This is a genomic window from Enorma shizhengliae, assembly GCF_009676995.1.
Taxonomy (GTDB): domain Bacteria; phylum Actinomycetota; class Coriobacteriia; order Coriobacteriales; family Coriobacteriaceae; genus Enorma; species Enorma massiliensis.
In genome coordinates this window covers 44,728-69,339 of record NZ_VTFZ01000009.1, presented here as the reverse complement: position 1 = coordinate 69,339, position 24,612 = coordinate 44,728, and the positions used below count along the sequence as shown (strand labels likewise).

Annotated in this window: 24 protein-coding genes; all 24 read right to left on the bottom strand. The window is 62.0% G+C overall.

Annotation, left to right across the window (positions count from 1 at the left end; translation table 11 throughout):
- Positions 1-6 precede the first annotated feature (6 nt).
- The 24 genes from ybeY to GJE22_RS07225 all read right to left on the bottom strand — a co-directional run bounded on the left by ybeY (position 7) and on the right by GJE22_RS07225 (position 24,600).
- The gene (ybeY, locus tag GJE22_RS07340) at positions 7-516 is read right to left on the bottom strand and encodes an rRNA maturation RNase YbeY (protein WP_144688650.1); all 510 of its coding nucleotides are present in this window, start codon (positions 514-516) and stop codon (positions 7-9) included.
- Entirely contained in the window at positions 513-1,508 is a 996-nt protein-coding gene (locus GJE22_RS07335) for a PhoH family protein (RefSeq protein WP_144688652.1), read from the bottom strand. The genes ybeY and GJE22_RS07335 overlap by 4 nt, the downstream gene beginning before the upstream one ends.
- Positions 1,508-2,824 carry a tRNA (N(6)-L-threonylcarbamoyladenosine(37)-C(2))-methylthiotransferase MtaB gene (gene mtaB / locus GJE22_RS07330; protein WP_144688653.1) on the bottom strand — a complete coding sequence of 439 codons (1,317 nt, stop codon included), beginning with the start codon at positions 2,822-2,824 and terminating at the stop codon, positions 1,508-1,510. The genes GJE22_RS07335 and mtaB overlap by 1 nt, the downstream gene beginning before the upstream one ends.
- Positions 2,825-2,847: 23 nt before the next feature.
- Positions 2,848-3,996, bottom strand: coding sequence for a molecular chaperone DnaJ (gene dnaJ / locus GJE22_RS07325; protein WP_144688654.1), 1,149 nt, complete (start codon positions 3,994-3,996; stop codon positions 2,848-2,850).
- A gap of 105 nt (positions 3,997-4,101) precedes the next feature.
- Positions 4,102-5,214 carry a DnaJ domain-containing protein gene (locus GJE22_RS07320; RefSeq protein WP_144688708.1) on the bottom strand — a complete coding sequence of 371 codons (1,113 nt, stop codon included), beginning with the start codon at positions 5,212-5,214 and terminating at the stop codon, positions 4,102-4,104.
- 137 nt (positions 5,215-5,351) lie between these two features.
- Positions 5,352-6,530, bottom strand: coding sequence for a radical SAM family heme chaperone HemW (gene hemW / locus GJE22_RS07315; protein WP_144688709.1), 1,179 nt, complete (start codon positions 6,528-6,530; stop codon positions 5,352-5,354).
- Complete coding sequence (locus GJE22_RS07310) at positions 6,530-7,564, bottom strand: tRNA dihydrouridine synthase (RefSeq protein ID WP_144688656.1); 1,035 nt, start codon at positions 7,562-7,564, stop codon at positions 6,530-6,532. Before GJE22_RS07310 ends, hemW begins: the two co-directional genes overlap by 1 nt.
- Positions 7,565-7,746: 182 nt before the next feature.
- The gene (gene lepA, locus GJE22_RS07305) at positions 7,747-9,555 is read right to left on the bottom strand and encodes a translation elongation factor 4 (RefSeq protein ID WP_087185755.1); all 1,809 of its coding nucleotides are present in this window, start codon (positions 9,553-9,555) and stop codon (positions 7,747-7,749) included.
- A gap of 134 nt (positions 9,556-9,689) precedes the next feature.
- Positions 9,690-9,953, bottom strand: a complete 264-nt coding sequence (gene rpsT / locus GJE22_RS07300; protein WP_144688657.1) for a 30S ribosomal protein S20 — start codon at positions 9,951-9,953, stop codon at positions 9,690-9,692.
- A 165-nt stretch (positions 9,954-10,118) separates the two neighbouring features.
- Positions 10,119-11,090, bottom strand: coding sequence for a DNA polymerase III subunit delta (gene holA / locus GJE22_RS07295; protein WP_144688658.1), 972 nt, complete (start codon positions 11,088-11,090; stop codon positions 10,119-10,121).
- 102 nt (positions 11,091-11,192) lie between these two features.
- Positions 11,193-13,274, bottom strand: a complete 2,082-nt coding sequence (locus tag GJE22_RS07290; RefSeq protein WP_186297446.1) for a DNA internalization-related competence protein ComEC/Rec2 — start codon at positions 13,272-13,274, stop codon at positions 11,193-11,195.
- Positions 13,275-13,510: 236 nt separating this feature from the next.
- On the bottom strand, positions 13,511-14,245 hold the full coding sequence (locus GJE22_RS07285) for a ComEA family DNA-binding protein (RefSeq protein WP_144688660.1): 735 nt from the start codon (positions 14,243-14,245) through the stop codon (positions 13,511-13,513).
- Between the two features lie 307 nt (positions 14,246-14,552).
- Positions 14,553-15,821, bottom strand: coding sequence for a tRNA uracil 4-sulfurtransferase ThiI (thiI, locus tag GJE22_RS07280; RefSeq protein ID WP_144688661.1), 1,269 nt, complete (start codon positions 15,819-15,821; stop codon positions 14,553-14,555).
- A 3-nt stretch (positions 15,822-15,824) separates the two neighbouring features.
- A complete protein-coding gene (locus GJE22_RS07275; RefSeq protein WP_019128263.1) occupies positions 15,825-16,127 on the bottom strand; it encodes a DNA-directed RNA polymerase subunit omega in 303 nt (100 codons plus the stop codon).
- 6 nt (positions 16,128-16,133) lie between these two features.
- Positions 16,134-16,703: a guanylate kinase gene (gene gmk, locus GJE22_RS07270; protein WP_035100695.1), complete on the bottom strand. Its 570-nt coding sequence runs from the start codon at positions 16,701-16,703 to the stop codon at positions 16,134-16,136.
- Complete coding sequence (gene mihF / locus GJE22_RS07265) at positions 16,703-17,011, bottom strand: integration host factor, actinobacterial type (protein WP_019128261.1); 309 nt, start codon at positions 17,009-17,011, stop codon at positions 16,703-16,705. Before mihF ends, gmk begins: the two co-directional genes overlap by 1 nt.
- 256 nt (positions 17,012-17,267) lie before the next feature.
- Positions 17,268-17,993, bottom strand: coding sequence for an orotidine-5'-phosphate decarboxylase (gene pyrF, locus GJE22_RS07260; protein ID WP_144688663.1), 726 nt, complete (start codon positions 17,991-17,993; stop codon positions 17,268-17,270).
- Positions 17,987-18,910, bottom strand: coding sequence for a dihydroorotate dehydrogenase (locus tag GJE22_RS07255; protein ID WP_144688665.1), 924 nt, complete (start codon positions 18,908-18,910; stop codon positions 17,987-17,989). Before GJE22_RS07255 ends, pyrF begins: the two co-directional genes overlap by 7 nt.
- The gene (locus GJE22_RS07250; RefSeq protein ID WP_235895857.1) at positions 18,910-19,707 is read right to left on the bottom strand and encodes a dihydroorotate dehydrogenase electron transfer subunit; all 798 of its coding nucleotides are present in this window, start codon (positions 19,705-19,707) and stop codon (positions 18,910-18,912) included. The genes GJE22_RS07255 and GJE22_RS07250 overlap by 1 nt, the downstream gene beginning before the upstream one ends.
- Positions 19,708-19,852: 145 nt before the next feature.
- Entirely contained in the window at positions 19,853-21,142 is a 1,290-nt protein-coding gene (locus GJE22_RS07245) for a dihydroorotase (RefSeq protein ID WP_144688666.1), read from the bottom strand.
- On the bottom strand, positions 21,126-22,070 hold the full coding sequence (locus GJE22_RS07240; RefSeq protein WP_022349539.1) for an aspartate carbamoyltransferase catalytic subunit: 945 nt from the start codon (positions 22,068-22,070) through the stop codon (positions 21,126-21,128). The genes GJE22_RS07245 and GJE22_RS07240 overlap by 17 nt, the downstream gene beginning before the upstream one ends.
- A 3-nt stretch (positions 22,071-22,073) precedes the next feature.
- Positions 22,074-22,652: a bifunctional pyr operon transcriptional regulator/uracil phosphoribosyltransferase PyrR gene (gene pyrR / locus GJE22_RS07235; protein ID WP_019128255.1), complete on the bottom strand. Its 579-nt coding sequence runs from the start codon at positions 22,650-22,652 to the stop codon at positions 22,074-22,076.
- 298 nt (positions 22,653-22,950) lie between these two features.
- Positions 22,951-23,712 (bottom strand): ABC transporter ATP-binding protein, encoded by a 762-nt coding sequence (locus tag GJE22_RS07230; protein WP_144688667.1) that lies wholly within the window; start codon positions 23,710-23,712, stop codon positions 22,951-22,953.
- Between the two features lie 57 nt (positions 23,713-23,769).
- Positions 23,770-24,600, bottom strand: coding sequence for an ABC transporter permease (locus GJE22_RS07225; RefSeq protein WP_019128253.1), 831 nt, complete (start codon positions 24,598-24,600; stop codon positions 23,770-23,772).
- Between the last annotated feature and the right edge of the window lie 12 nt (positions 24,601-24,612).

Sequence of the window (24,612 nt, the reverse complement as noted above, 5' to 3'; positions counted from 1 at the left end):
CCCGTATCAGTCGTACTCATGGCGCGTCACCGGGCCGATGCGCACACCGGCGGGGTCGTCGCCCCTCAGAACGGCGAGCTCGCACAAAATGGCGAGTTCCCGCCCTTCCATCTCGGCCGCATCATCCTCGTTCATATGGTCATACCCCACAAGATGAAGCAGCCCATGCACCAGCATGAGCCGGCACTCCTCGACGGGCGTATTGCCGAAATCCCCAGCCTGCGCGGCAATGATCTCGGGGCACAGGATGACGTCCCCCAGCTCGAGGGGGTCTTGCTCCCCCGCGCCGTCGAGCCCGTCGCACTCGAATGAAAGGACGTCCGTGGGGGCATCGATGCCGCGCCAGGAAGCGTTGAGCGCGCGCATTTCCGCGGAACGAACGAAGGAGATGGAAACCTCCACGTCACTCGAGGGATCCACGCCCTCCGCTGCGAGAACGCTTTCGACCGCCTGCTCCATCTCTTCTGCCTGAAGCAGGGTATCCAAGCCGTCATCGTTAGAAATCAAGACCCTCATTTCCGGCCCTCCCGGGTGCGCGCGGCGCGATGCTGCCCGTCCTCACCCTGTTCATACGCATCGTAGGCCTCCACGATGCGCCCCACCAGGGCATGGCGAACCACGTCGCTGCGATCGAGGTGGATAAATGCTATGTCGTCCACGTCGCTGAGAATCCGTTCGATGTCGGAGAGACCACCCCGGCGGCCCATGAGGTCGCGCTGGGTCATATCGCCCGTGATGATGAACTTGGAGTTGAATCCCAAGCGCGTGAGGAACATCTTCATCTGCTCGGGCGTGGTGTTCTGCGCCTCATCAAGTACGACGAACGCATCGTTGAGGGTGCGCCCGCGCATATAGGCGAGCGGCGCGATCTCGATGATGCCCTGCTCGATGAGCTCGCCACCCCGCTCCATATCCGTCATATCGAAGAGTGCATCGAAAAGCGGCCTCACGTAGGGATCGATCTTCTCCTGAAGGGTTCCGGGCAGAAAGCCCAAGCTCTCCCCCGCCTCGACCACCGGGCGCGTAAGCACGATGCGACCCACCTCATGCCGTTTGAGGGCGGCCACGGCCATCGCCATAGCAAGATAGGTCTTTCCCGTTCCCGCAGGCCCCAAGCAGAACGTCACGGTGTTGCGACGGATGGCATCGATATAGCGCTTCTGCCCCACCGTCTTGGGCCGGATGGCCTTGCCGCGATACGTAAGGAGAATGTCGTCACGGAATCCAGAGAGGTCCATGACGCTTTCGCGAAGCGTCTGCATGGCGCGCTCGACCTCGGCCACGGAAGGAGTGTCCCCCGCGCGGGCCTCTTTGATGAGGAAGGTGAAGAGGCGCGTGAGCAACTCCACCTCCTCAGCCGATCCGGAAAGCGAGATCTGCCTGCCGCGCACCACGATTCGAGCACCCGTCCGCTCCTCGATGGCCCGAAGAACAGCGTCGCCACCGCCCATGATGCTGACGGGATCGACCTCATCGGGAATGCTGAGCTTGACGCTTGCGGTATCCATCAATCCCCTTTCGATGCAACGGGAGCGTTATCGAGTACGGACCGCCGGACGAACTCAGCTTTCACGAGCCCCGACGCGCTCACGTCCATGATAGCAACGTCGACGAGTGCGGGGGCCTCGATGCCCTCACGGTCAAGCCCGTCTACCTCGACGCGGTGGAACGAGGCGAGGGTGCCGCGCCTGCCCTGCTCGATAACCGCACGTTCACAGGTGCCGCACCTGCTCTGGGCGTCCACTCGCGCCATGCGCTCGGCAAGCTCGCGCATGCGCTGGGAGCGCTCGGCCATGATCTCGGGCGGCACCTGGTCGGGCATCGTGGCCGCCGGCGTGCCGGGACGGGCACTGTACCGGAACACGTGCATGCGCGAGAACCCCACGCGCTCGCAAAGTCCGAGGGAAGCCTCGAACTCCTCGTCGGTTTCACCCGGAAAGCCGACGATGACATCGCAGGAAAGCGCGACGGCGGGAACCTTTCGGCGAATGCGATTGCAGAGGTCCTCGAACTCCTCGGCGCGATACGGCCGCCCCATGCGCTCGAGCGTGGCGGTGCAGCCAGATTGGACGGGAAGATGCAGAAATGGAGCAATGCGCCCCCGGGACTCCGCGATGCGGTCGATGAGCCGGTCAGACACGTCCATGGGCTCAATAGACGAAAGGCGAATCTGCGGAATCGAGGTCTCGCGCAGAATGATACCGAGAAGCTCGTCGATCTCGACATGTTCGTCGTTCGCACTCGAGCCATCATAGGCACCGAGGTTGACACCGGTGAGCACCACCTCGGGAAGCCCCGCTTCCTCGACGTCGCGCACCTGTTCGAGTACGGCGTCGACGGGCACGGAGCGCTCGGGGCCGCGCGCCTTCCACACGATGCAGTACGTGCAGCGGTTGTTGCAACCGTCCTGGACCTTCACGCCCACGCGCGCCTGCCTGAACGCCGGCTCGCATGGCTCGCCATCGCCCCGCGCGCTCTCCTCAAGCCCGAGCAGCTTGAGGGCGCGCGAGACGACCTCGACCTTGGAGGGAACAACTGTGACTCGATCGGAGAGGTCTCGCAACACCTCTGGATGCAGCGACGCGGCGCAACCGGTAGCCACCACGAGCGGCTCGCGGGCACGACCCAGGGCATGGCGGACCGCTTTGCGGGTCTTCGCCTCGGCCTCCCCCGTCACCGCGCAGGTGTTGATAACGATAAGCTCAGCCTCGTCTGGATCGACGAGCGCGAAGCCCGCTTGCGAAAGATCGCGCTCCATGCGATCGGATTCAACTCGATTGACCCGGCACCCCAGGTTGATGACGGATACGAACGGATTGGCCACAACGCTCCTTACGCGTCAGGGGCTTACTGGTCAAGGATATCGTCGATGGCGTCACGAATGCGGTCGCCCATCGAGCGACGCGCGGTGTAGCTCTCGCCCATCGCATCGGCGTATTTCTCCAGATGCGACCGAGCCTCACCAGAAAGCTTTCGCGGAACGAGGATGCGCACCTGGCCGATCGCGCGCCCGCGCGAACCGCCGCCGCCCACGCGGGGCATGCCGAGCTCGGCGACCTCGACGGCATCGCCGTACTGAGTGCCAGCAGGGACCTCGAACGTGATGGTCTCATCGGGCATGATGCCGGGAACCTCGACGGTGCAGCCGAGCGCAGCCTGAGCGATGGAGACGTCGACCGCGCAGACGAGGTCGTCGCCGGAGCGCTGGAAGCGCTCGTGTTCGGCAACAGCGACGCTTACGAGCAGGTCGCCAGATGCCTCACCGCGGAACCCCGCCTCGCCATAGCCGCGCACGCGCAGCTGCTGCCCTGAAGAAACGCCGGCGGGAACGTTGATTTCGACCCTCTCGTGATTTGGCGTGCGACCCTGGCCGCCGCACATGTCGCAAGGATGGTCGATGACCGTTCCCTCGCCGTGGCAGTCCGGGCAAGGTGAAGACGATTGCATCTGACCGAAGATGGAACGCTGCACGGTAGTCACATAGCCGGTGCCATGGCAGCGCGGGCAGGTCGTCTCCTGAGCGCCGTCGGCAAGCCCGGAGCCCTGACAATCCTCGCAGGGGGCCAAGCGATCATACGTGACCGTCTTGGTGCATCCGAGCGCGGCTTCCTCGAGCGAGATGGTGAGCGAGATGGCCATGTCGCGGCCGCGCCGGCGAGCGGTGCGCCCGCCACGGCCCGAACGACCGCCTCCGCCGAAGAACGAGGAGAAGATGTCATCCATGCCCATGCCGCTGAAGATATCGCTGAAATCGACGTACCCGGAACCGCCGGGGCCATCGGGCGTTCCGAAGCGGTCGTAATTCGAACGCTTCTGCTCATCAGAAAGAACCGAATAGGCCTCGTTGACCTCTTTGAACTTCTGTTCGGCATCCGGGTCGTCGGAAACATCCGGGTGCACCTCGCGCGCCTTCTTCAGAAACGCGCGCTTGATCGTGCGCTGGTCGGCGTCACGATCGACGCCCAGGATCTCGTAATAATCTTTAGAGCTCGGCACTGTTGGAACCTTCCCCCATCTCATCCATCAGCACAGGTTTGGCTTGACCAGACCTCATGGTACCCCACGTCTCCGCAGGCTAAACGCGCTACGGGCGCACGTGCGTTACCAGAAATACATCGGTCGGTAATAGAGCCCCGAGGTGCAGCTCACGAACCAAAGGATGATGACCACATAGAACAACGCGTTCAAGAAGCCGTTGAGAAATGCCTTGAAGCCGCGTTTAAGCCATACCATCGACCGATGGCTGGGAACCTCGCGCAAAACCTGAACCAGACCGAAGACGAACGGAATGAGGCAGATGAGCGCGAAGAACGTCATCGCGCCTCCCAGTGCGGCGAGAAGAAGGAACGGCGCCGCCATGCCCATGATGTTGAAACCCCGCTGCGCCCTGCCGTCGAGTCGCTCTGCAGCGACGCGCGCACGGCCCACCAGGTCGCCCGCTGCAGCCCCGTTGGTGCCCGCATGGCCCATGCCGCGCACCCGCACGGTGTCGCCGTCGTGCATCCCGGCGGGAAACTCGATCACGGCCTCCGACATCACCTTGGTGCGACCGGAGCCTCCGCAATCGGGGCAAGGATCGTTGATGACCTTGCCCGAGCCGTTGCACTCAGGGCAGACCATCTGGAACACGCCGCCGCCGAAGAGGAACGACATGTCGACACCCATGGTGCCCGTACCGCCGCAGCTCGGGCAGACGTGCGCATGGTCCGAAGAAACCGAGCCGGAACCGTGGCAGTTGCCGCAGGGCTCGTACCGGCGGTACTTGACGCCCTTGCGCACGCCGTTCTTGACCTGATCGGGCGTGAGGTCGACATCGACCACCACATCCGCGCCCTCCTCGGGGTTGAATGCTTGCGCGCCCTGATGCGAACCGCGACGAGGCTCCGACCACATGCCGCCGAACGGGAAGCCGCCGAAGCCGCCGTAGTACCCGCCGCGACCCGAGGTGCCTCCCGCATACGGGCTCGACGCCTGACCGCCGCCATAAGCGGCATAAGGGTTGCCGGAACGCATGGCATCGTAACGCGCGCGCTTCTGCTCGTCGGAGAGCACCGCATAGGCCTCGGAAACCTCTTTGAACTTCTCCTCGGCGTCAGGCGCCTTGTTGACATCGGGGTGGAGCTTGCGCGCCTTCTGCTGGAACGCCTTCTGGATCTCTCGCTTGTCCGCGTCCTTGGAGACCCCGAGGATCGCGTAGTAGTCTTTTTCGTTCATGCTTGCCATGTGGCGGAAACCCTCTCTGTGGGCGCGCGTCGTTATAACGTGCGTAATTGTACCCAAAACACCTCGTCATGGTGCAATGGCAAGGAGGTGTGGAATTCACGTGGGGCGGCAGTGCCACGGTGCGCCGGCTAAGTTTCGGCGAGGCCCCACATGAGCCCGTAAAGCTCATTTCCCATGAGCCACCCGCGAGCGGTGGGCACGAGCGCGCCCGTTGCGGAGTCGACGCACGCAAGGCCCTCGGCAAGCGCCATCTCAACGACCTGATCGAAACGCGCACCAAAAAGGTCTTGAGCTCGACCGATGAGCTCCGGCGGCGCGCCTGCAGTCATGCGCATGGCGAGCATGAGATCCTCAGCGAGTGCCTCTCGCTCGCTCAGATATTCAAAATCGAAGGCACGGGCCCGGTCATCGGCTTGCACGAAGCGCGCACGGGCATCGCCTTGGCTGGGCGACGCCCCGGGAATGAACGATGTTGCATCGCAAAGCTCCCCGACGCTCAGCATGCTCGCCGCCGAGCGGCCAAGGCCCAGATAGCTCACGCCGCTCCAATATGCGATGTTATGACGGCATGCATGCCCCGGCCGCGCGTAGCTCGCCACCTCGTAGGGGTCAAGCCCGGCCCCTTCGCACAGAGACCGCGCGACCTCCATGCAATCGGCCTGGAAATCCTCGTCCGGAAGAAGCGAGGGGTTGCGCGCAACGCGATCGGCAAGCGGCGTCCCCGCTTCGACCGTGAGCGGGTAGACCGAGATGTGATCAGGATGGGCCGCGAGTGCCCGCTCGAGCGTACGGCGCCAGCTAGCCGCATGTTGCCCTGGAAGGCCGCACATGAGGTCGCACGATACGGAAAACCCCGCACGTCGCGCAAGCTCAATTGCCTCAAGCGCCACCGTTGCCGTATGGATGCGCCCGATGGCGGAAAGCTCGTCATCCTCAAGGCTCTGCACGCCGAGCGAGATGCGCGTCACGCCGGAAGCGGCAAGGCTTCCCGCAAGCTCCTCATGAAACGACTCGGGATTCGCCTCGCAGGTGAACTCCTCGGGCGCGCACCAGGCGCGCACGCGGCGGACGAGCCCGAGCAGGCGCTCTCCGAGCACGGTAGGCGTGCCCCCGCCGATATAGACCGTGCGCACCGAAGCGAGCGTGCCGCGGGCACCGAACTCGTCGATGCGACGCTCAAGAGCCGCAAGATAGCGGGTGGTCTCGCGCTTGAAGGCGGCGGGAGCAAGAGCGCACGTATCGAAGTCACAGTATGCGCAACGCGTGCGACAAAACGGAATATGCAGATACAGGGCCTCGACTGCCATCACGAGGCCTCGTCAGAGAGCCCATGGGGCCGAGCGGTCATGGCAGCTTCCAGAGGAACAACGTCCGCCTCGATCTCGTCGACCAACAGGCAGAAGTCCTCATAGGAGTCGCACTTCACCACGCGCCCACGCCATGCGGCAGCATGGGGCATGCCCTTGAGATACCAACTCGCGTACGTTCGCGCCCGCGCCATCGCACGCGGGACGAGCCTATGCGTCAAGCTCAAGTGCTCCCGCAGGGCATCGAGGCGCTCGCGATATGGGCGCTGGGGAACCGGCCTGCCCTCGCAAGCCAGGGCAAGTGCGTCTTCGAATATCCACGGGTTGCCATAGGAGCCGCGCGCGATGAACACGCCCTCCGCAGCGGTCTCTCGCAGCATGCGCACGGCGTCATCGGCGCAGAACACGTCGCCCGAGCCAATCACGGGGATGGACACGGCACGCGCGACCTCGTCTATGATCGACCAATCTGCCGAACCCGTGTAGAGCTGCGTCGCGCTCCTGCCATGCACCGCCACCGCAGCGGCGCCCGCGTCCTCGAGCATCTCGGCGAAAGCGGGCGCCACGCGATCCCCGGCGTGAAACCCGATGCGAATCTTCGCGGTAACGGGAACATGCGCGCGCGAAACCGCCGCTTTCATGATCGCCGAGGCGAGCAGCGGGCTATCCATGAGCGCAGAGCCCTCCCCCTTGGTTATGACCTTGCGGGCGGGGCACGCCATGTTGATATCGATGAGCGCGAGCTTCTCGCCCACGCGCTCCTCGACCGCCTCCACCGCGGACGCGAACTGCTCGGGCTTGCTCCCAAAGAGTTGCACGGCGATACTCGGCTCCTCATCGGCGGGAAGCACGAGTTCCCAGGTCCGCTCGCTCGCATACGCAAGACCCGCCACACTCACCATCTCGCTGTAAGCAAGGGGCGCACCGTGACGCCGCATCTGTATGCGATATGCAGCATCCGTCACGCCGGCCATAGGCGCCATCAAGAAGGGGCGTTCCGCCAAGCGAGCGCGAATAACATCGGGGTTGGACATCGGTCTCACCTTCACAACAAGATAGCTGCAGGGTCATTTTGGGACGTGTTTAAAACGCCCCATTCCATCATTTTGGGACGGGCTTCGTAACGCAGTACCGCGAGCGCACCGTCGGGCACATCCTAGAATGGCCTAAATGAGGCGTTTTAAACACGTCCCAAAATGACCCACTGACCCACAACCTAGTCTTCGACCTTGAGGATGGCGAGGAACGCTTCCTGGGGAACCTCGACCGAGCCGATAGCTTTCATGCGCTTCTTGCCCTCCTTCTGCTTCTCCAGGAGTTTTCGCTTGCGCGAGATATCGCCGCCATAGCATTTTGCGAGCACGTCCTTGCGGCGCGCCTTAACCGTAGACCGAGCGATGATCTTGTTGCCGATCGCACCCTGGATGGGGACCTCAAAGAGCTGACGGGGAATGATCTCCTTGAGCTTGTCGCAGAGCCCGCGCGCAAGGCCATAGGCCTTGTCCTTATGCACGATGAAGCTGAGGGCATCCACCTCATCGCCCGAAAGGAGGATGTCGAGTTTCACGAGCTCTGAGGGACGGTAGTCGGCGAACTCGTAATCGAGGCTCGCGTAGCCCTTGGTGCGGCTCTTGAGCTGATCGAAGAAGTCCAAGATGAGCTCAGCGAGCGGAATATCGAAGCGCATCTCAACCGACTTCTGCGAGAGGTGGATCATGTCGGTCATGATGCCGCGATGCTCGATCGAGAGCTGCATGACAGCACCCGTGTATTCGGGGGGCACGATAACCTTGGCCTTGAGATACGGCTCCTCGATATGGTCGATGCGCGTCACGTCGGGCAGGTCCTGGGGGCTGCGCACCTCGAGCATGGTACCGTCGGTCTTATAGACGTGGTAGTCCACGGAAGGCGAAGTCGCGATGAGGTCGAGGTCGAACTCCCGCTCCAAGCGCTCCTTCACGACCTCCATGTGCAGCAAGCCCAGGAAACCGACGCGGAATCCAAAACCGAGCGCTACAGAGGTCTCGGGGCTCCAGGTGAGCGAGGGGTCGTTGACATGGAGCTTCTCGAGCGCGTCGCGCAGGTTTTCGTAATCCTTGTTGTCGATGGGGAAGATTCCCGTGTACACCATGGGCTTGGCCTCGCGATAGCCAGGGAGCGGCTCGGCCGTGGGGCGAAGCGCACCTGTGAGGGTATCGCCCACGCGCACCGCCTCCGGATCTTTAAGGCCCGTCACCACGAAACCGACCTCGCCCACGGAGAGCTCGTCTACAAGCGTCTCGGCCGGGCGCTTCACGCCTACGCCGTCAACGAGGAACGCATGCCCCGCCTGCATCATCTGAAGCTGGTCGCCCTTCTTGATGCCTCCGTCGAAGACACGCACCGTAGCAACGACGCCACGGTACTCGTCGAAGTACGAATCCAAGATGAGCGCCTTGAGCGGAGCCGACGGGTCACCCTGAGGGGGCGAGATCAAAAAGACGATCGCTTCGAGCAGGTCATGGATGCCCTCGCCTGTCTTGCCGGAAACGCACACCGCATCGTCGGCGGGGATGGCAAGCTCATCCTCGATCTCGAGCTTGACCTCATCCGGATGCGCAGACGGTAGGTCGATCTTGTTGATGGCGGGGACGATATCGAGGTCAGCGTTCATGGCAAGGTTAGCGTTTGAGACGGTCTGCGCCTCGACGCCCTGCGTCGCATCGACGACGAGCACGGCACCTTCGCAGGCGGCAAGCGAACGCGAGACCTCGTAGGTGAAGTCAACGTGGCCCGGCGTGTCGATGAGGTTGAACTGATAGGTCTCCCCATCGTCTGCCGTGTACATAACGCGGACGGCATTCGACTTGATGGTGATGCCGCGCTCGCGCTCGATATCCATGGTGTCGAGCAGCTGAGCCTCCATATCGCGCTCCTCGACGGTGTTCGTGAGCTCGAGGATGCGGTCCGATATGGTGGACTTGCCGTGGTCGATGTGCGCAACGATGGAGAAGTTGCGGATGTGAGAGGTATCTGTCGTATTCATGAGCGTCATTGTACTGGATTTGCCTGCCTCATGGCACGACATTGCCAGCCGTTCCACCCTTTCCCCCACGAAGCACCCGCAAAGAAAAAGCCCGCTACGAGAGCGGGCTTTACAAGCAATGATGTGAAGATGCTCTAGTTGAGCGTGTTCACGAGCTTCTGGACACCGGACTTGCGGTTCGAAGCCTGGTTCTTGTGGATGATGCCCTTGGCAGCAGCCTGATCGAGGCGCTTGTAGGCACGGGACGCAGCAACCTTGGCGGCGTCGGCATCGCCCTGCTCGACGGCCTCGTGAACGTGCTTAACGAGCGTCTTGAGCTCAGAGCGCACAGCGCGGTTGCGCATACGGGCCTTCTCGGCGGTGCGGATACGCTTCTTCTGCGATTTGATGTTAGCCACTTTGCAGAGTTCCTTTCGAGTTCCTAGTTCTAAAGTATCGCCATATGATCAGGCCTCTGAGACACGATTGAGGTCACGAAGACGCAGTTTACCACGAAGGCACAGGTAAGTGAAGTGTTGAAGCTGTGAAAATACCATGTGGAGCACCCTATGCTGCATGGCGTGCTACCGATGCGACGGCTTGGAGGCGATCCGAGCGATCCACGCCGTAAACGCGACAACGGAATCACGCGACCCTTTAAGAGCTGTCTCGACGTCTTCCGCGGCCCGAAGGGCATCGACAAGCTCCTGCATCGAGAACCCGCGAGCCCACGATATATGGTGCTTGACCTGCCAGTCCTTTACTCCGAGCGTCTGTGCGAGCTGGCGGCCCTGGCCACGTGCGTCGAGCGCCTTGGCGGTGATGAGCTCACGTAGGCGCGTGAGCATGAGCGAAAACAGGCGGACCTCGCTTCGAGGCGTCAAAAGCCGATACAGCTCAAGGGCGCGCACAGGGTTGCGAGCACTCACCGCATCGAGAAAATCCCATGGCTTTACCTCGGCGGTGCGCACCACGAATTGCTCAACATCCTCGCGTTCGATCTCGGGTTCCCCGATCATCGATGCGAGCTTCCGCAACTCGTTGTCAAGCATGCGCGTCGACTCGCCAACACGAGATACGAGCTCCTCTGCCGCCGCTAGCGATATGGTCTTGCCGTGCCGGCGCGCCATCCCCTGCACCTGCTTGGGCAACTCCCAGCGCTTCTTGCTCGAGCAATCGATCACCGCCTTTGCCCCGAGCTTCGCAATCGCCTTATAGAGCCGCGTGTTCTTCGCAAGAGAGGCCGCGATCACCAGGCAGACGGTATCGGTTGAGGGATTCGTGAAATATGAGACGAGCGCCTCGCTCGTAGCCTTGGGCAGCCGGTCGCATCCGTCGAGCACGACGAGGCGGAAATCGGCTCCCATCGGCAAGGTGTTGAGCGATGCAAGCACCTCATCGGGATCCTGCTCCTTCGTCATGTCCCTACGGTCGAAATTGAAGTCGGCCATACCGCTCGCCTCAAGGCGCTTCCTCAGGCGGGCGACAGCGGTATCGCGCTTGACCTCGTCGGGCCCAACGATAAGATAGCCAGGCAGCAGCGTTGCTTCCGGCATAGAAACCTCCATGAGAGACGTCTGAACCATCCACTCCTGTATCGATGCCAGTATTCTAACCGCTTTCGCCGCATTCCCCACTTTCAATGGTTGATCGCATCGTCACCGCTCGGTGCTCACGCTGAAGCCGCCTTGGTCAGGACGAACGGTCACATCGCCCACATCGATGGTGCAAAGGAATCGCGCCCCGGAGGCCTCCACGGCATCGATGCACTCCTTGGTAGGATGCCCATAGCTATTGCCCTCCCCGGCGCTCGCGATCGCAAGCTCAGGTCGCATTTGCGCCATCAGCGCTGCGTCAACGGAGGCAGCAGACCCGTGATGCCCCAACTTGAGGACATCGATATCCCCCACGCGCGCGGCATAGCGTTCTTCCTGCGCAATCTCGGTATCCCCCGCGAGCAACATGTCGAGCGCGCAACCACCGGAATCGTAACTCACGGCGAGCGCAACGGAATCTTCGTTATCTGAACCCTCCACAGGGCCCTCGGGCCAGACCATGGTGCAGGCAAAGCCTCCGACGGAGAGCGCGTCGCCTTCACTCAGCTCGACGACTTCAGGCATATCGAGACCAGCAAGCTCTTCTGGCATAGCGTCGAGCGCTCCTTCTGCCACGACGACGCGGGAGACGGAGACGCTTGCGAGCACGTCTTCCAAACCGCCGTAATGATCGAGATCCCAATGGGTGATAACGACGGCATCGAGCTGGAACACGCTGTTGCGTGCCAGCGCATCTGCAACCTCGCTGTCAACGCCGGCATCGACGAGTATAGCCGCCGACCCTTCGCGCACCAAAATGGCATCGGCCTGCCCCACATCGAGCACAGTCACCGATGCGGGCGCGAAAAGGGTCCAGCGAACCAAGTGCATCGCAAGCGCGCCCGGTATTGCCGCGCATACGACGGCTACCTGCCATCGGCTTGCATCCAACCATGCCGCGTATACCACGCACGCTGCGAGGTAGGGCAGCGCCGTAGCGGGCGAAGCAGCCATAGCGATCGATGCGTAGGGAAAACCAGCGAACGCTTGCGCCCCGAACACCGATATCGAAGCGAGCGCATCGGCGGGAGCGAGCAGAACATCAGCGAGCGGTCCTACTATCGCTGCGAGGGGAACCGACACGAGCCCCACAACAAGCAGCGCGCTCATAACGGGACCCAGCACGAGGTTCACGAGAGGAGCCACGATCGAGCACGTGCCAAAGATCGGAATCGTGATGGGAAGCGTCCCCCATTGGGCACATAGGGTAAGCGACAGCGGCTCGGCAATCGGCCGCGGCATGCCAAGACGGAGGAGCAGATACGAGAGATATCGATAGAACAGCTGGATGAAAAGAACGCTCACCGCCGAGAGCTGGAATCCAACATCGAACACAACCCCGGCGTCGCGCGCAACGAGCGCCATAGTCGTCAAGGCAAGAGCCGAGATGCCGTGCCCGCGGCGTTCGCCCCATGATGCGACGAGGGTAAGCCCCACCATGATGAGCGAGCGAACGGCGGACGCAGATCCACCGGTCAATATAACGTAGGAGCTCATGAGGAGCACGAGGAGCAGATACCGCGTTCGCAAGCGCGCGCCAACGAACGCAAGGAAAACCTGTGCGAGCGATGTAACCAGAGCAAGATGGCTGCCAGACACGGCAACAAGATGAGAGGTTCCGGTTCGCGCAAACGCCTCTGATGCGCTCGCTTGATCTAGCTCCGTCGTTCGCCCGCACACGATTCCCGCGACGAGAGCGCGGGCCTGACTCGCATCGGGCTGTATGACATCGAGCATGCGCGCACGCAGCGCCTCGATAGGGCCGATTGCGCTCGGCTCTGAGTCGACGATTCGAACTGCAGAGACCCGGGCAACCTCCCCGGCCATGTACCGGCTCCTCCCCCAAGCAGAATCGGGGAGACTACCCACCCTCCCTACGAGACGGAGACGCGTTCCATCCTCATAGGCGCTATCGGCATCGAGTCGCACGCGCCCCAGCGCCGCCCCTTCAGCACTCATCACGCGCGCTGTATACTGGACACCGTACGAAGAAATAGACGGATCGCCCTCTATCTCAAAGACGCACGCGCTGGCAACGATGTTCTCCATACGCTCATGGGCGCTCGTGCGCCACATCGTTCCCAGCGTCGCAGACGCCGCACCGAGCACGATCCCGATGCCGAGCCACTTTGCCCACCGCCGCATCCGTTCACCCCAAAACCGTCGCACGAAGATGCATAGGATGCCCACCGCACATGAAACCGCAAGCATGGCGAACGTGGTTTGGCCCGGCACCCCGGAGTCAGAGGCGATATACGAGCGCCAACCGAACTCGAGACCCAGCGCGGCCGCAACCAGAGCGCCCGCCGCCCCCGCCGCCGCAGGAGGAAGGTACGGCCTTGGAGGAAACTCCGGAGCATCCGATGTTGTAAAGGCGCGCCTCATATGCAAATGAGGGACGAGAGCTTCTCGAACTTCTTCTCGCCGATACCGCTCACGCGCATAAGGTCCTCCGGTGAGGTGAAGGGCCCGTTCTCCGTCCGATCATCGATGATCGCTTGAGCAGTGGCCGGCCCGATGCCAGGGAGCCCGTCCAGTTCCTCGAGCGTCGCAGCGTTGATATTGACGAGAGCATTCGAAGAGGCACCCGCCTGGCTGCTGCTCGCTGCCGCCGAGGCCGTCGAACCATCTCCCGAGGAGGATCCGGCCGCTGCGGCCGAACCAGTGACGGGCACGTATATCTTGGAGCCATCGGCTACCTCGGCTGCCTGGTTAAGCGAGGTGGTGTCGGCATCTGGGGAAAGGCCGCCAGCCGCAGCGATCGCGTCGGCAACACGGGCACCCTGTTCGAGCTCGTATACGCCAGGTGCCGTCACAGCCCCATCCACATCAACGATGACCATATCATCTGGCTCGGCAGCGTCCGACTCGGTCTCCCCAGCAAGTTTGTCGCCCGAGGATCCACCTGTCTTGCCGGAATCGACCGCCCCCTCGGCGCGTTGCAAGCGCTCGATCGTAAAGCTTTCTCCGCTCGCAAGGGTCGTCCCAGCTACCGCAAGACCTGCCACCGCTGCGACGAGCAATACGCAAAGCGCAGCGAAAGCGCCATGATGACGCATGGAGCTCAGGCGACGGGAAATCCGGACGAAAACGCTTTCACGTACCCGCTGTGCCATATCCACCACCTCATGGCACATCGTCCCACCTCCCGCCCCGGAGGTGCCGAGAAACCTACACTCCTCGCTTGCAAGCTGACAAATTGCCATGCTCGTTCTAAACGCCCCGATGTTGTTCAGCACCGCTTTGATGCATCAACACGTACATGCAAAGCGGGCTGCGTTTGGATTCGCAGCCCGCTTCAAAAAGATATGCAATACCTCATCGAATTGATGCACTACCAAGACCTGGCCACACCCCAGCCATCCGGCGCTTCAAGCTGCCTTGAAACGACACGGACAGGCTTGGCCGCCGGCACCCCCCCTTTTACGAGGAAGACTCATCCTCACGCGGACGCCTCTCTGCAAAGGGGGCGGGCGCAAGCTCCTCATGGCGCTCACGGAACCTGCGAGGACGCCGGTATGAGGCGCTTTCAAAGTCGACGTATTCGACCGAAGCAACCAGGCGGTCGATCATCTCATCGTGGTCGAAGGCCTCCCACGCTTCATGCACCTCGTCAATGCGCGCATGGGTCTCGGGTGCGCGCGGCATGAAGAGGGTGCAGCAGTCTGGCGCGGTTTCGCACGAGATATCGTAAGTACCGATTTGTTCAGCGCGCTCGATGATCTCCTGCTTGTCCGAACCGATGAGCGGGCGGAGCACCGGCAGCGTCACCACCTCGTTGACAGCAGCGATGTTCTCGAGCGTCTGCGACGCGACCTGGCCGAGCGATTCGCCCGTCACGATCGCCTTGGCACCTTCGATGCGCGCGATGCGCTCAGCGACCGCGTACATGATGCGGCGATACATGATGACCCGAAGTTTCCCGGGGCATTTGATTGATATCTCGCGCTGGGCATCGCCGAACGGGACCACGTAGAGCCTCCCGATCTGCACCGACGGGGCCAGCGCACGGATAATGTCCTGGCAAAGGTACTCGCTGGTATCGGCTGTCTGCGGTCGCCCGGAAAAATGAACCGGAACGCAGACGGCTCCGCGACGGGAAAGAAGCCACGTCGCCACCGGTGAATCGATGCCCGAAGAGAGCAGCGTCACCACCTTACCGGCGCTTCCAACAGGAAGCCCACCCACGCCGCGCTCAGAGCGCGCATAGACGTAGACGCTCCCCTGCACGACGAGCACGTGAACGACGACGTCGGGATGATGCATTTGGACGCGCTTCTGAGGGAACGCTCCACAAAGCACCTCGCCCACCTGCGCGTTGAGCTCGAGCGAGCCGAGGGCGTAGTCGGTATTCGACCTCTTGGCTGCAACCTTGAAACTCTCGAATTCACCCGCCTCGCGAAGTGCCAAGACCGCGGCCCGGCAGTACTCATCGGGATCGCGGTTGGTATGGAAGGCGAGCGATACCCGGGCGACGCCGGGGACGCGGCGAATCACGTCGAAGGCCCGCTCGGCCTCTCCCGGTACGGAAAAGGTCACGAGAATATGGCCAGAGATGCGGGTGCAGCTCGCCAACGAAAAGGCGGCACAGGCCGCCTTGATGGAATCGATGAGGATGCGCTCAAAATGAGCCCGGTTCTTACCCTTCAGACCGACTTCGTGGTAATGAACGAGGCAAACGCGGCTCGCCATTCGCTAGTCCGAAAGCGAAATCGACTGATAGGCCGTCGGCTGATGGCCCAGCGCATCATGATACTTCTCGTGGTCGAAGGAGATATCGCCGTTCACGATCTCCTCCATGGCCATGGAGATGGTGTCCTTGCCGGAAAGGGCGATCGTGATGTCGTCCACATCCTGAACGGCAAGAACGCGGCTGTGCTGGCCGCGGAGCATGTTGTTGATATCGCACGCGCGCTTAGACGCGAGCGAGGCGAGAAGGAACCGGTTGTTATCGGTCTTCTCGAGCAGATCATCGATATGAGGCTTAACGACAGACACGGGACCTCAGTTCCTTTCATACTTCTCGATGATGCCGACGAGCTCGGAGGTGGCACGATCGAGGTCGTCGTTGACGATGACCTCATCGTATCGATCCGCAAGCTCAAGTTCCTGGCGAGCGTTTGCGAGGCGCAGCTCAAGCGACTCGGCAGACTCGGTTCCACGGTGAACCAAACGCTCGCGCAGAACATCGAGCGACGGCGGCTTGATGAACACGAGCACGGCATCGGGGTAGTGCTCGCGAACCTGCAAAGCGCCCTGGACATCGATTTCTAGGATGAGCGATGAACCAGAAGCGAGGTTGCGCTCAACCTCGCTCGCAAGCGTACCGTAGCAATGGCCATGAACGTGAGCCCATTCCACGAACTCCCCCGCCTGCACCTTGCGGTCGAACTCATCCTGCGAGAGAAAATAATAGCTCTTGCCGTCCACCTCACCCGCGCGCGGGGAACGCGTGGTAGCGGAAACCGTCAGGCCCAGGCGGGGCAACCGGTCACGCACCAACGCGACCATGGTACCCTTGCCCGCGCCTGACGGCCCGGAAACAACAAAGAGCTTTGCTACGCTGCAGCCCACTATTTGGTGAGCGCCTCGAGGAGCTGCTCGCGCTGACGGACGCCGAGGCCCTGAACGCGACGAGTAGCGGAGATGCCCAGCTCGTCCATAATCTTGGCGGCCTTGGCCTTGCCATAGCCGGGGAGCGACTCGATGAGGGTGGAGACCTTCATGCGGGACGCGATGGGATCATCGGAGTTCAGGACGGACTCGAGGGAAACCTCGCCCTTCTTGATCTTCTCACGAAGCTCGGCACGGGCGTGACGGGCCGCAGCGGCCTTCTCGAGAGCGGCCTTGCGCTGCTCGTCAGTGAGCTGGGGAAGCGCCATTAGAACCTCCTAGTAGTTAGGTTTCGACAACAAACGATTCGACGCATGCCGGTTTACCTCAGGAAATGATGACCGGCGATAAGTCCATTGCGATAGGTTAGTCGATACTGCTGCAAAGTTCAAGGGAATCAACCGAAAGTTTGTGGCCGTAAGCTGGTAATTCACAGAACGACCTCGAACGATGGCGGCATCGCAAGGGGCGGCAAGCGCTGGTTTACGCGCACATGAGGGTGCCGCCCCGTTCAGAAAACGATCTCTATGCGTCGCGCACAAGCTCTTCTACGATTGCCTCGTACGACGCCACGGGATCTAGGGCCCCTGTGATGGGACGACCGATGACCAGGTGGCTTGCGCCCGCGGAGATTGCCGCTGCGGGCGTGGCTACGCGGCTCTGATCGCCGAGCTCGGCACCGGCGGGGCGAACACCAGGGGTCACGATGAGCGCATCGGGACCCAGAAGCTCGCGCATCTCGGCAGCCTCGCGCGGCGAGCACACGATGCCATCGATGCCGCTCCCCTTTGCGAGCGCCGCAAGACGAGCGGCTTCATCCGCAATCGGGCAGGTGAGCCCAATCTCATCCATAGCAGCCTCGTCCATGCTCGTGAGCACCGTGATAGCGACGAGCTTAGCGCGCTCGGCACCCATCGCCTCAGCCGCCTCCCCAGCGCCCTCGCGCGCCGCTTTGAGCATGGCACCGGCACCCAGGCCATGCACGGATAGAAGGTCCGCGCCCGCGCCAGCCGCAGAGCGCGCGGCCCCGCGCACCTGATGCGGAATATCGTGGAATTTAAGGTCGAGGAACACCTTGAACCCGCGCTCCTTGAATTCCCGCACGATCGAGGGGCCTTCGGCATAATAGAGCGTCATGCCCACCTTGAGCCACTTGGCATGCCCGGAGAGGGCATCCGCCAGCGAAAGCGCCTCCTCGCGGTCGCAATCGAGGGCTACAATCACGCGCTCGCGTGCCTCAGCATCTAGCATTCGAAGGCTCCGATCAGCTCGTTGATGCTCGAGACGCCCTGGGACTCGGCCCACTCCTCGAGCTCATGCAGGATACGGACGGAAGCGGCGGGATCGACGAAGCTCGCCATGCCGACTGCGACTGAGGTCGCTCCCGCCAGGATGAACTCAGCGGCATCCTCACCGGTCATCACGCCGCCGACGCCGCAAACCGGGATATCGACCGCCTGGCAGACCTCCCACACCATGCGGACCGCGATGGGGTGCAGCAAGGGGCCGGAGAGGCCGCCGGTCGGCCGGCTGATCTTTGAGCGGCGCGTGTGCACGTCGATCGCCATGCCAGGAATGGAGTTGATGACGGTAAGGCCGTCGGCACCCTCCGCCTCGAGGGCACGGGCGATTTCGGGCAGACGCACGGGAGCCATCTTGACGAGAAGCGGCTTCTTGGTCACCGGGCGGCACGCGCGCATGACCTCGGCAGCGCCCTCAGGCGTAGAGCCCATGGCAGCGCCGCCGGCGGAGATGTTCGGACAGCTCACGTTGATCTCGAACGCCGCGGCCCACGGGCAGAGCTCATCGAAGAGCTCGAGCGCAGCCACGTACTCCTCGACGGAATGGCCGGCTACCTGGCAGATGACCGCGGTACCTTTATCTGTGAGGTCGGCGAGATACGGACCCGACTCCTCGGCGAACGCGCGAACGCCCGGGTTCTGCAGGCCCACGGAGTTCATCATGCCTCCGGGCACCTCAGTCATGCGAGGCTTGGGATTGCCAGGCCACGGCTCCGCCGCACAGCCCTTCGTGGTGATGGCGCCCAGTTCGGACACATCCATGAAGTTCATGAACTGCCAGCCCTGGCCAAAGGTGCCGGCAGCGGTGTTGATGGGGTTCTTGAGCTTGATGCCGGCGAAATCGACGGCCATGGATACCTTGCCCATTACCACACGACCTCCTCTGCATTGAAGACGGGGCCGCACATGCAGGCGCCCTTCATACCGCTCGTCGTCTCGACCGCGCAGGTGCTGCAGGCACCGAAGCCGCAGCTCATCATGCGCTCAAGCGAGACCTCACACGGAACGCCCGCCTTTGCGGCAGCAGCGGCAACCTTAGCCATCATGGGCTCGGGGCCGCAAGCCGCCACATAGTCGAACTCCCCGCCCTCGAGCTCAAGCACCTGCTCAGCTGCGGCGGTGCAGAAGCCATGATAGCCGTAGGAACCATCGTCGGTAGCAACCGAAATGACAGGGGCCCCAGCCGCCTCGAATTCGTCTTCGCCCACAAGGCAACCCTTCGAGGCCGCACCGATGCTCACGGTGTAAGGAATGCCCCGAGCGGCGAGCTCGCGTGCCAGGCAGAGCACCGGCGGCACGCCGATACCGCCCGCCACGAGCAGGGCGCGGCGGCAGCCCTCGGGAATCGTCCAGCCGTTGCCGCCAGGGCCCAAAAGGTCAGTCTTGGCACCCGGCTTCATCTGTGAGAGGCGCTCGGTACCATCGCCCACCACGGCATACCAGATCTCGACGGTACCGGCCTCAGCATCGGCCGAGGCATAGCTGAGCGGGATGCGCAGCAAGCTCATGGCGTTGCCGGGAACCGCGATGTTCACGAACTGGCCGGGCTTAATGGTCTGCGCCAGCTTCGGCGCATTGATAACGAGCGCGTACACGCCGTCGGCGATGGGCTCGTTTGACACGACGGTCACATCGTGCATCCGAGCCGGTGAAGGTGTTGGCATAAGGCTCCTCTCGACGAGCAGGTGCTAGCTGCGTGGCAGCGTCATTCCTATTGTAGGAGAAACTGACGATGGGGACGGGTTCATATGGCAGAACCCGCCCCCATCACGTGCGACGGGCCATGCACGACCCATCAACGTAGCGTTTTTAGCAAACGACGCCGTCGGCGAGTTTGCGCACGCCGGCAACGAAGACGTACGAAGCGCAGCCGGTGAGCTCGGCACCCTCGAAGGCGCAGTTCACAGCCTTGGACTCATAGCCCTCGGCGCCCACGGTCCAGGTGGCCTCGGGATCGATGACGGTAAGGTCGGCGATGGAGCCCGCCTCGACCTTGACGGGGTCCAGGCCCAGGATCTCGCGCGGCTTCACGGCCATGAGCTCGACCATGCGGCCGAGGTCGATCTTCTCAGTCTTCACGAGATTCGTGAGCACGAGGCCGAGCGCGCACTCGATGCCGGTGGTGCCGAAGGGCGCCAGCTCGAACTCACGCGCCTTCTCCCACTCGGCGTGCGGGGCGTGGTCGGTCGCGATAGCGTCCACGGTACCGTCGATGACACCCTGGATGAGCGCCTCCGCATCCGCGGCGGTGCGCAGCGGCGGGTTCATCTTGAGGCGGGTGTCATAGGTGCCGTCGAGCGCATCCTCGGTAAGGAAGAGATGGTGCGGCGTGACCTCGCAGGTCACGGGCAGGCCCTCCGCCTTGGCGGCGCGCACGAGCTCAAGACCGCGCGCGGTGGAGATGTGCTGGATGTGGAGCTTCGCACCGGTGAGGCGCGCAAGCGCGATGTCGCGAGCGATCTGCAGCTCCTCGCCCTCCGCGGGCCAGCCGAGAAGCCCCAGGCGGGTGGAGACGACGCCCTCGTTCACCTGGCCGTCGCCCACGAGGTCCTCGTCCTGGCAATGGGAGAGGAAGGTCTTGTTGAACATCTTGCCGTAGTCCATGCAGCGGCGCATCATGCCCGCGCCCTGGATGCCGCGGCCGTCGTCGGTGAAGGCGACGGCGCCGTGCGCCACCATATCGCCCATCTCGGCGATGATCTCGCCCTTGAGGCCCTTGGAGCAAGCGCCCGCCGGGTACACGTGGCAATGGCCCTCGCGGGCGGCCACGGACTTCACGTACTCGACCACGGTGCCGTTATCGGTCACAGGATCGGTATTGGGCATAGAGCAGACGCCGGTGAAGCCGCCTTTCACAGCGGCACGGGTCTCGCTCTCGATGGTGCCCTTGTGTTCGTAGCCGGGCTCGCGCAGGTGCACGTGCATGTCCACGAGGCCGGGAATGAGATACTTACCAGTAAGATCGATAACCTCGCAGCCGTCATCTGCAAGATTGACGTCCACTTCGGCGATCTTATCGCCCTCGATTTTCACATCAAGGCGCATAGATGTGTTGACCTGGGGATCGATAACATATCCGTTCTTAAGCAGCAAGGCCATTATCGGCACCTCCAAGCAGCAGATACAGGGCAGCCATGCGCACGCAGATACCCGCGTACACCTGGTCGAGAATCACGGAGCGCTCCGGATGGTCGGCCATATAGGAATCGAACTCCACGCCGCGGTTGATGGGACCGGGGTGGCAGATGATCGCATCGGGCTTCATGAGCTTCTCGCGCTTCTTGGTAAGACCGAAGAGCTCATGGTACTCGCGCAGGCTCGGGAAGGGCGCACCCTCCAAGCGCTCGCGCTGGATGCGAAGCATGTAGACCACGTCGAGCTCGGGCAGGACGTCGTCCAGGCAATAGCTAACATGGTCGGCGCCGAGCACCTCGGGCGCTGCAGGGATGAGCGTGCCGGGGGCAACGACCGTGACCTCGGCGCCCATGATCTTGAGCGCAGGAATGAGCGAACCGCAGACGCGCGAGTGGGCAATGTCGCCCACGATGCCCACCTTGAGGCCGTTGAAGTCCTGCTTGCGCTCCCAAATGGAATACAGGTCGAGCAGGGCCTGGGTAGGATGGCCATGCTTGCCATCGCCGGCATCGATGACGACCGCAGGGCTCGCCTGGCTCACGATGTAGGGAGCTCCGGCGTGCTTGTCGCGTACAACGATGCAGTCGATCTTGTACGCATCGAGCGTCATGACGGTATCGATGAGGCTCTCGCCCTTCACCGTGGAGGTGGAAGAGCCGCCGAAGTTGAGCGTATCAGCGGAAAGACGCTTCTCAGCGAGCTCGAACGAGCTGCGTGTACGGGTAGACGGCTCGTTGAACATGTTGACGATCGTTTTGCCCTTGAGCGTGGGGACCTTCTTGATTGCGCGCTCGTTGACCGAGGAGAAGGCCTTAGCGGTGGTGAGGATCGTCATGAGCTCGGAGTCGGAATACTCCGAGATGTCGATCAGGTGCTTGTGGTTGTTGAACATGGGCTACTCGCCTCCCAGCGGCGCGGAGCCCACACGGGCGCCCGGCTCGACGTCGAAGATCTCGACGGTGCTGCGCCCGTCGACTTCCTGCAGATACAGGCGGACATTCTCCTCATGCGAGGAAGGAACGTTCTTACCCACGAAATCGGGGCAGATGGGGAGCTCTCGATGACCGCGATCGACGAGGACCGCGAGCTCGACGCGGCTCGGCCGACCAAGGTCCATGATGGCATCAAGCGCGGCGCGAATGGTGCGGCCGGTGTAAAGGATGTCGTCCACCAGCACGATGCGCTTGCCGTCAACATCGAAGTCGATCCTGCTGGCATGGACTTCCGGCGCAAACGTGGCGAAGTCGTCGCGATAGAAGCTGATATCGAGGCTGCCGAGCGGAACCCTCACGCCCTCGATCTCCTCGATCTTGTCGACAAGCTGCTTTGCGAGCAGGTCGCCGCGTGTCACGATGCCCACGAGCGCAAGGTTGTCGCAACCCTCGTTGCGCTCGAGAATCTCGTGCGCGATGCGCGTGAGCGCGCGGTTGATGGCAGTCTCATCCATGATGACCGCCTTAGGCTTGGTGCCCATCGCTCTCCTTCCTCGGTCGATGCCACGTAAGCCCGAATCGGGCATTCGCGGCAACAAAAAAAGATGCCTGACCGCGGCGCGGCAAGACATCTGCAAGAAAGGCTGCGGCAATGCAGCTGTATGTTCACGTCCTTGCGAGTATCTCGTACCGCGCTTAAAGGTCGTGCTTAGTTTATCACGAGGGCGCACGCACTCGGTCCATTCCCTCAATAGACGTCAAACATGTATGAAACTTCTTCGTTTCTGCATATTCAAAACGAAAGGGCACAGAATGCACCCGCGTGCGACGGAAAAGAGCCTAGCCGAACTGGCCCCGGTACGCCTCGCAAACCTCGGCAACGGGACCATCCATGCGAAGGTCGCCCTTCTCAATCCAGATAGCGCGCTGGCAGATACGCTCGACCTGCTCGATAGAATGGCTCACAAAGAGAACCGTCACGTCACCGTTCTTGATGAAATGCTGGATGCGGTCTTCGCACTTCTGTTGGAAGAACACGTCACCAACCGAAAGCGTCTCGTCTACGATGAGGATATCGGGCTCGGTTACCGTCGCGATGGCAAATGCGATGCGGGCAACCATACCGCTGGAATAGTTTTTGAGCGGCATATCGACAAAGTCGCGCAGCTCAGCGAACTCGACAATCTCATCGAAGTGGTCGTCAATGAACTGCTTGGTATAGCCCAGAAGCGCACCGTTGAGATAGATGTTCTCGCGTGCCGTAAGCTCCATATCAAAACCCGCACCGAGCTCGATGAGCGGCGCGATATTGCCTCGTACGATGCACTCGCCTTCGCTCGCCTCGAGAACGCCGGCGATGATTTTAAGCATGGTCGACTTGCCCGAGCCGTTGGTGCCCACGAGCCCTACGACCTCGCCTCGCCGCACCTTGAACGAGATATGCTTGAGCGCGCGAAACTCGCTGAAGAAGAGCTCGTGCTTCACGATCTTGATGAAGTATTCCTTGAGGTTGTTCAACTGCTCCGATGCCATGTTGAAGATCATGGTCACATCATTGACCTCGATGGCGTATTCAGGCGTTGAAGTTGCGGTCCCTGCCATGGCGTTTGTCCTTCGCATGCAGCGTGCAGCGCGAACTGATGCGCCGCGACGCTTCGGTTAGATATAGAGGATGAACTTATGCTCGGTCTTATGGAAGACGAGGTAACCCGCCACGATGGCAAGCACAGCCCAGAATGCGCACATGCCGAGCGTGAAGGCGGTGGGATTCGTCTGGAACAGGAAGATATCGCGCATGAACTGGAGGTAGTTGTACATGGGATTTGCGTACATCACGAGCTGAAGGATGCGCGGCATCTGCGCGATGAAATCAGTGGTCCAGAAGATGGGCGTGAAATAGGTCCACGCAGTAATCACGACACTCCACAGATGACGGATGTCGCGGAAAAAGACGGTAAGCGCACTCAGCAGCAGGCCGAGACCCATGCAGAACGTCACGAGCAAGATGAGCACCACCGGCAACCAGATGAGGTGCCACGTGGGCACAACGCGGAACCACAGCATAACGAGGGCGACGGCGACAAGAGAGAAGGCGAAGTTGACGAGCGAGAACAAAGCCTTCTGCACGGGGAACACAAAACGGTGCACCTTAACCTTCTTAAGGAGCGACGAAGCATCGATGATCGAGGTCAGGGCCGAGCTTGTGGACTCCGACATGAGCGTAAAGGTGATGTTGCCCACGATAAGGTAGAGCGGGTACATCTCAGGAGTGATGGAGCCATTTCTCCCCTGAGCGAAAATCGTGCTAAAGACAATCGCCATGACGATCATCATGAGCAGCGGGTTGAGAACGCTCCACGCAACGCCCAGCACCGAGCGACGGTATCTGATCTTAAAATCCTTGGTCACGAGCTGCTGGAGGATGAAGAGGTCTTTCTCCATCTCCGTGCGGGCATGTGCCGCACTCTGCGACTTGATGGCTACGGCCACGACAAGGCTCCC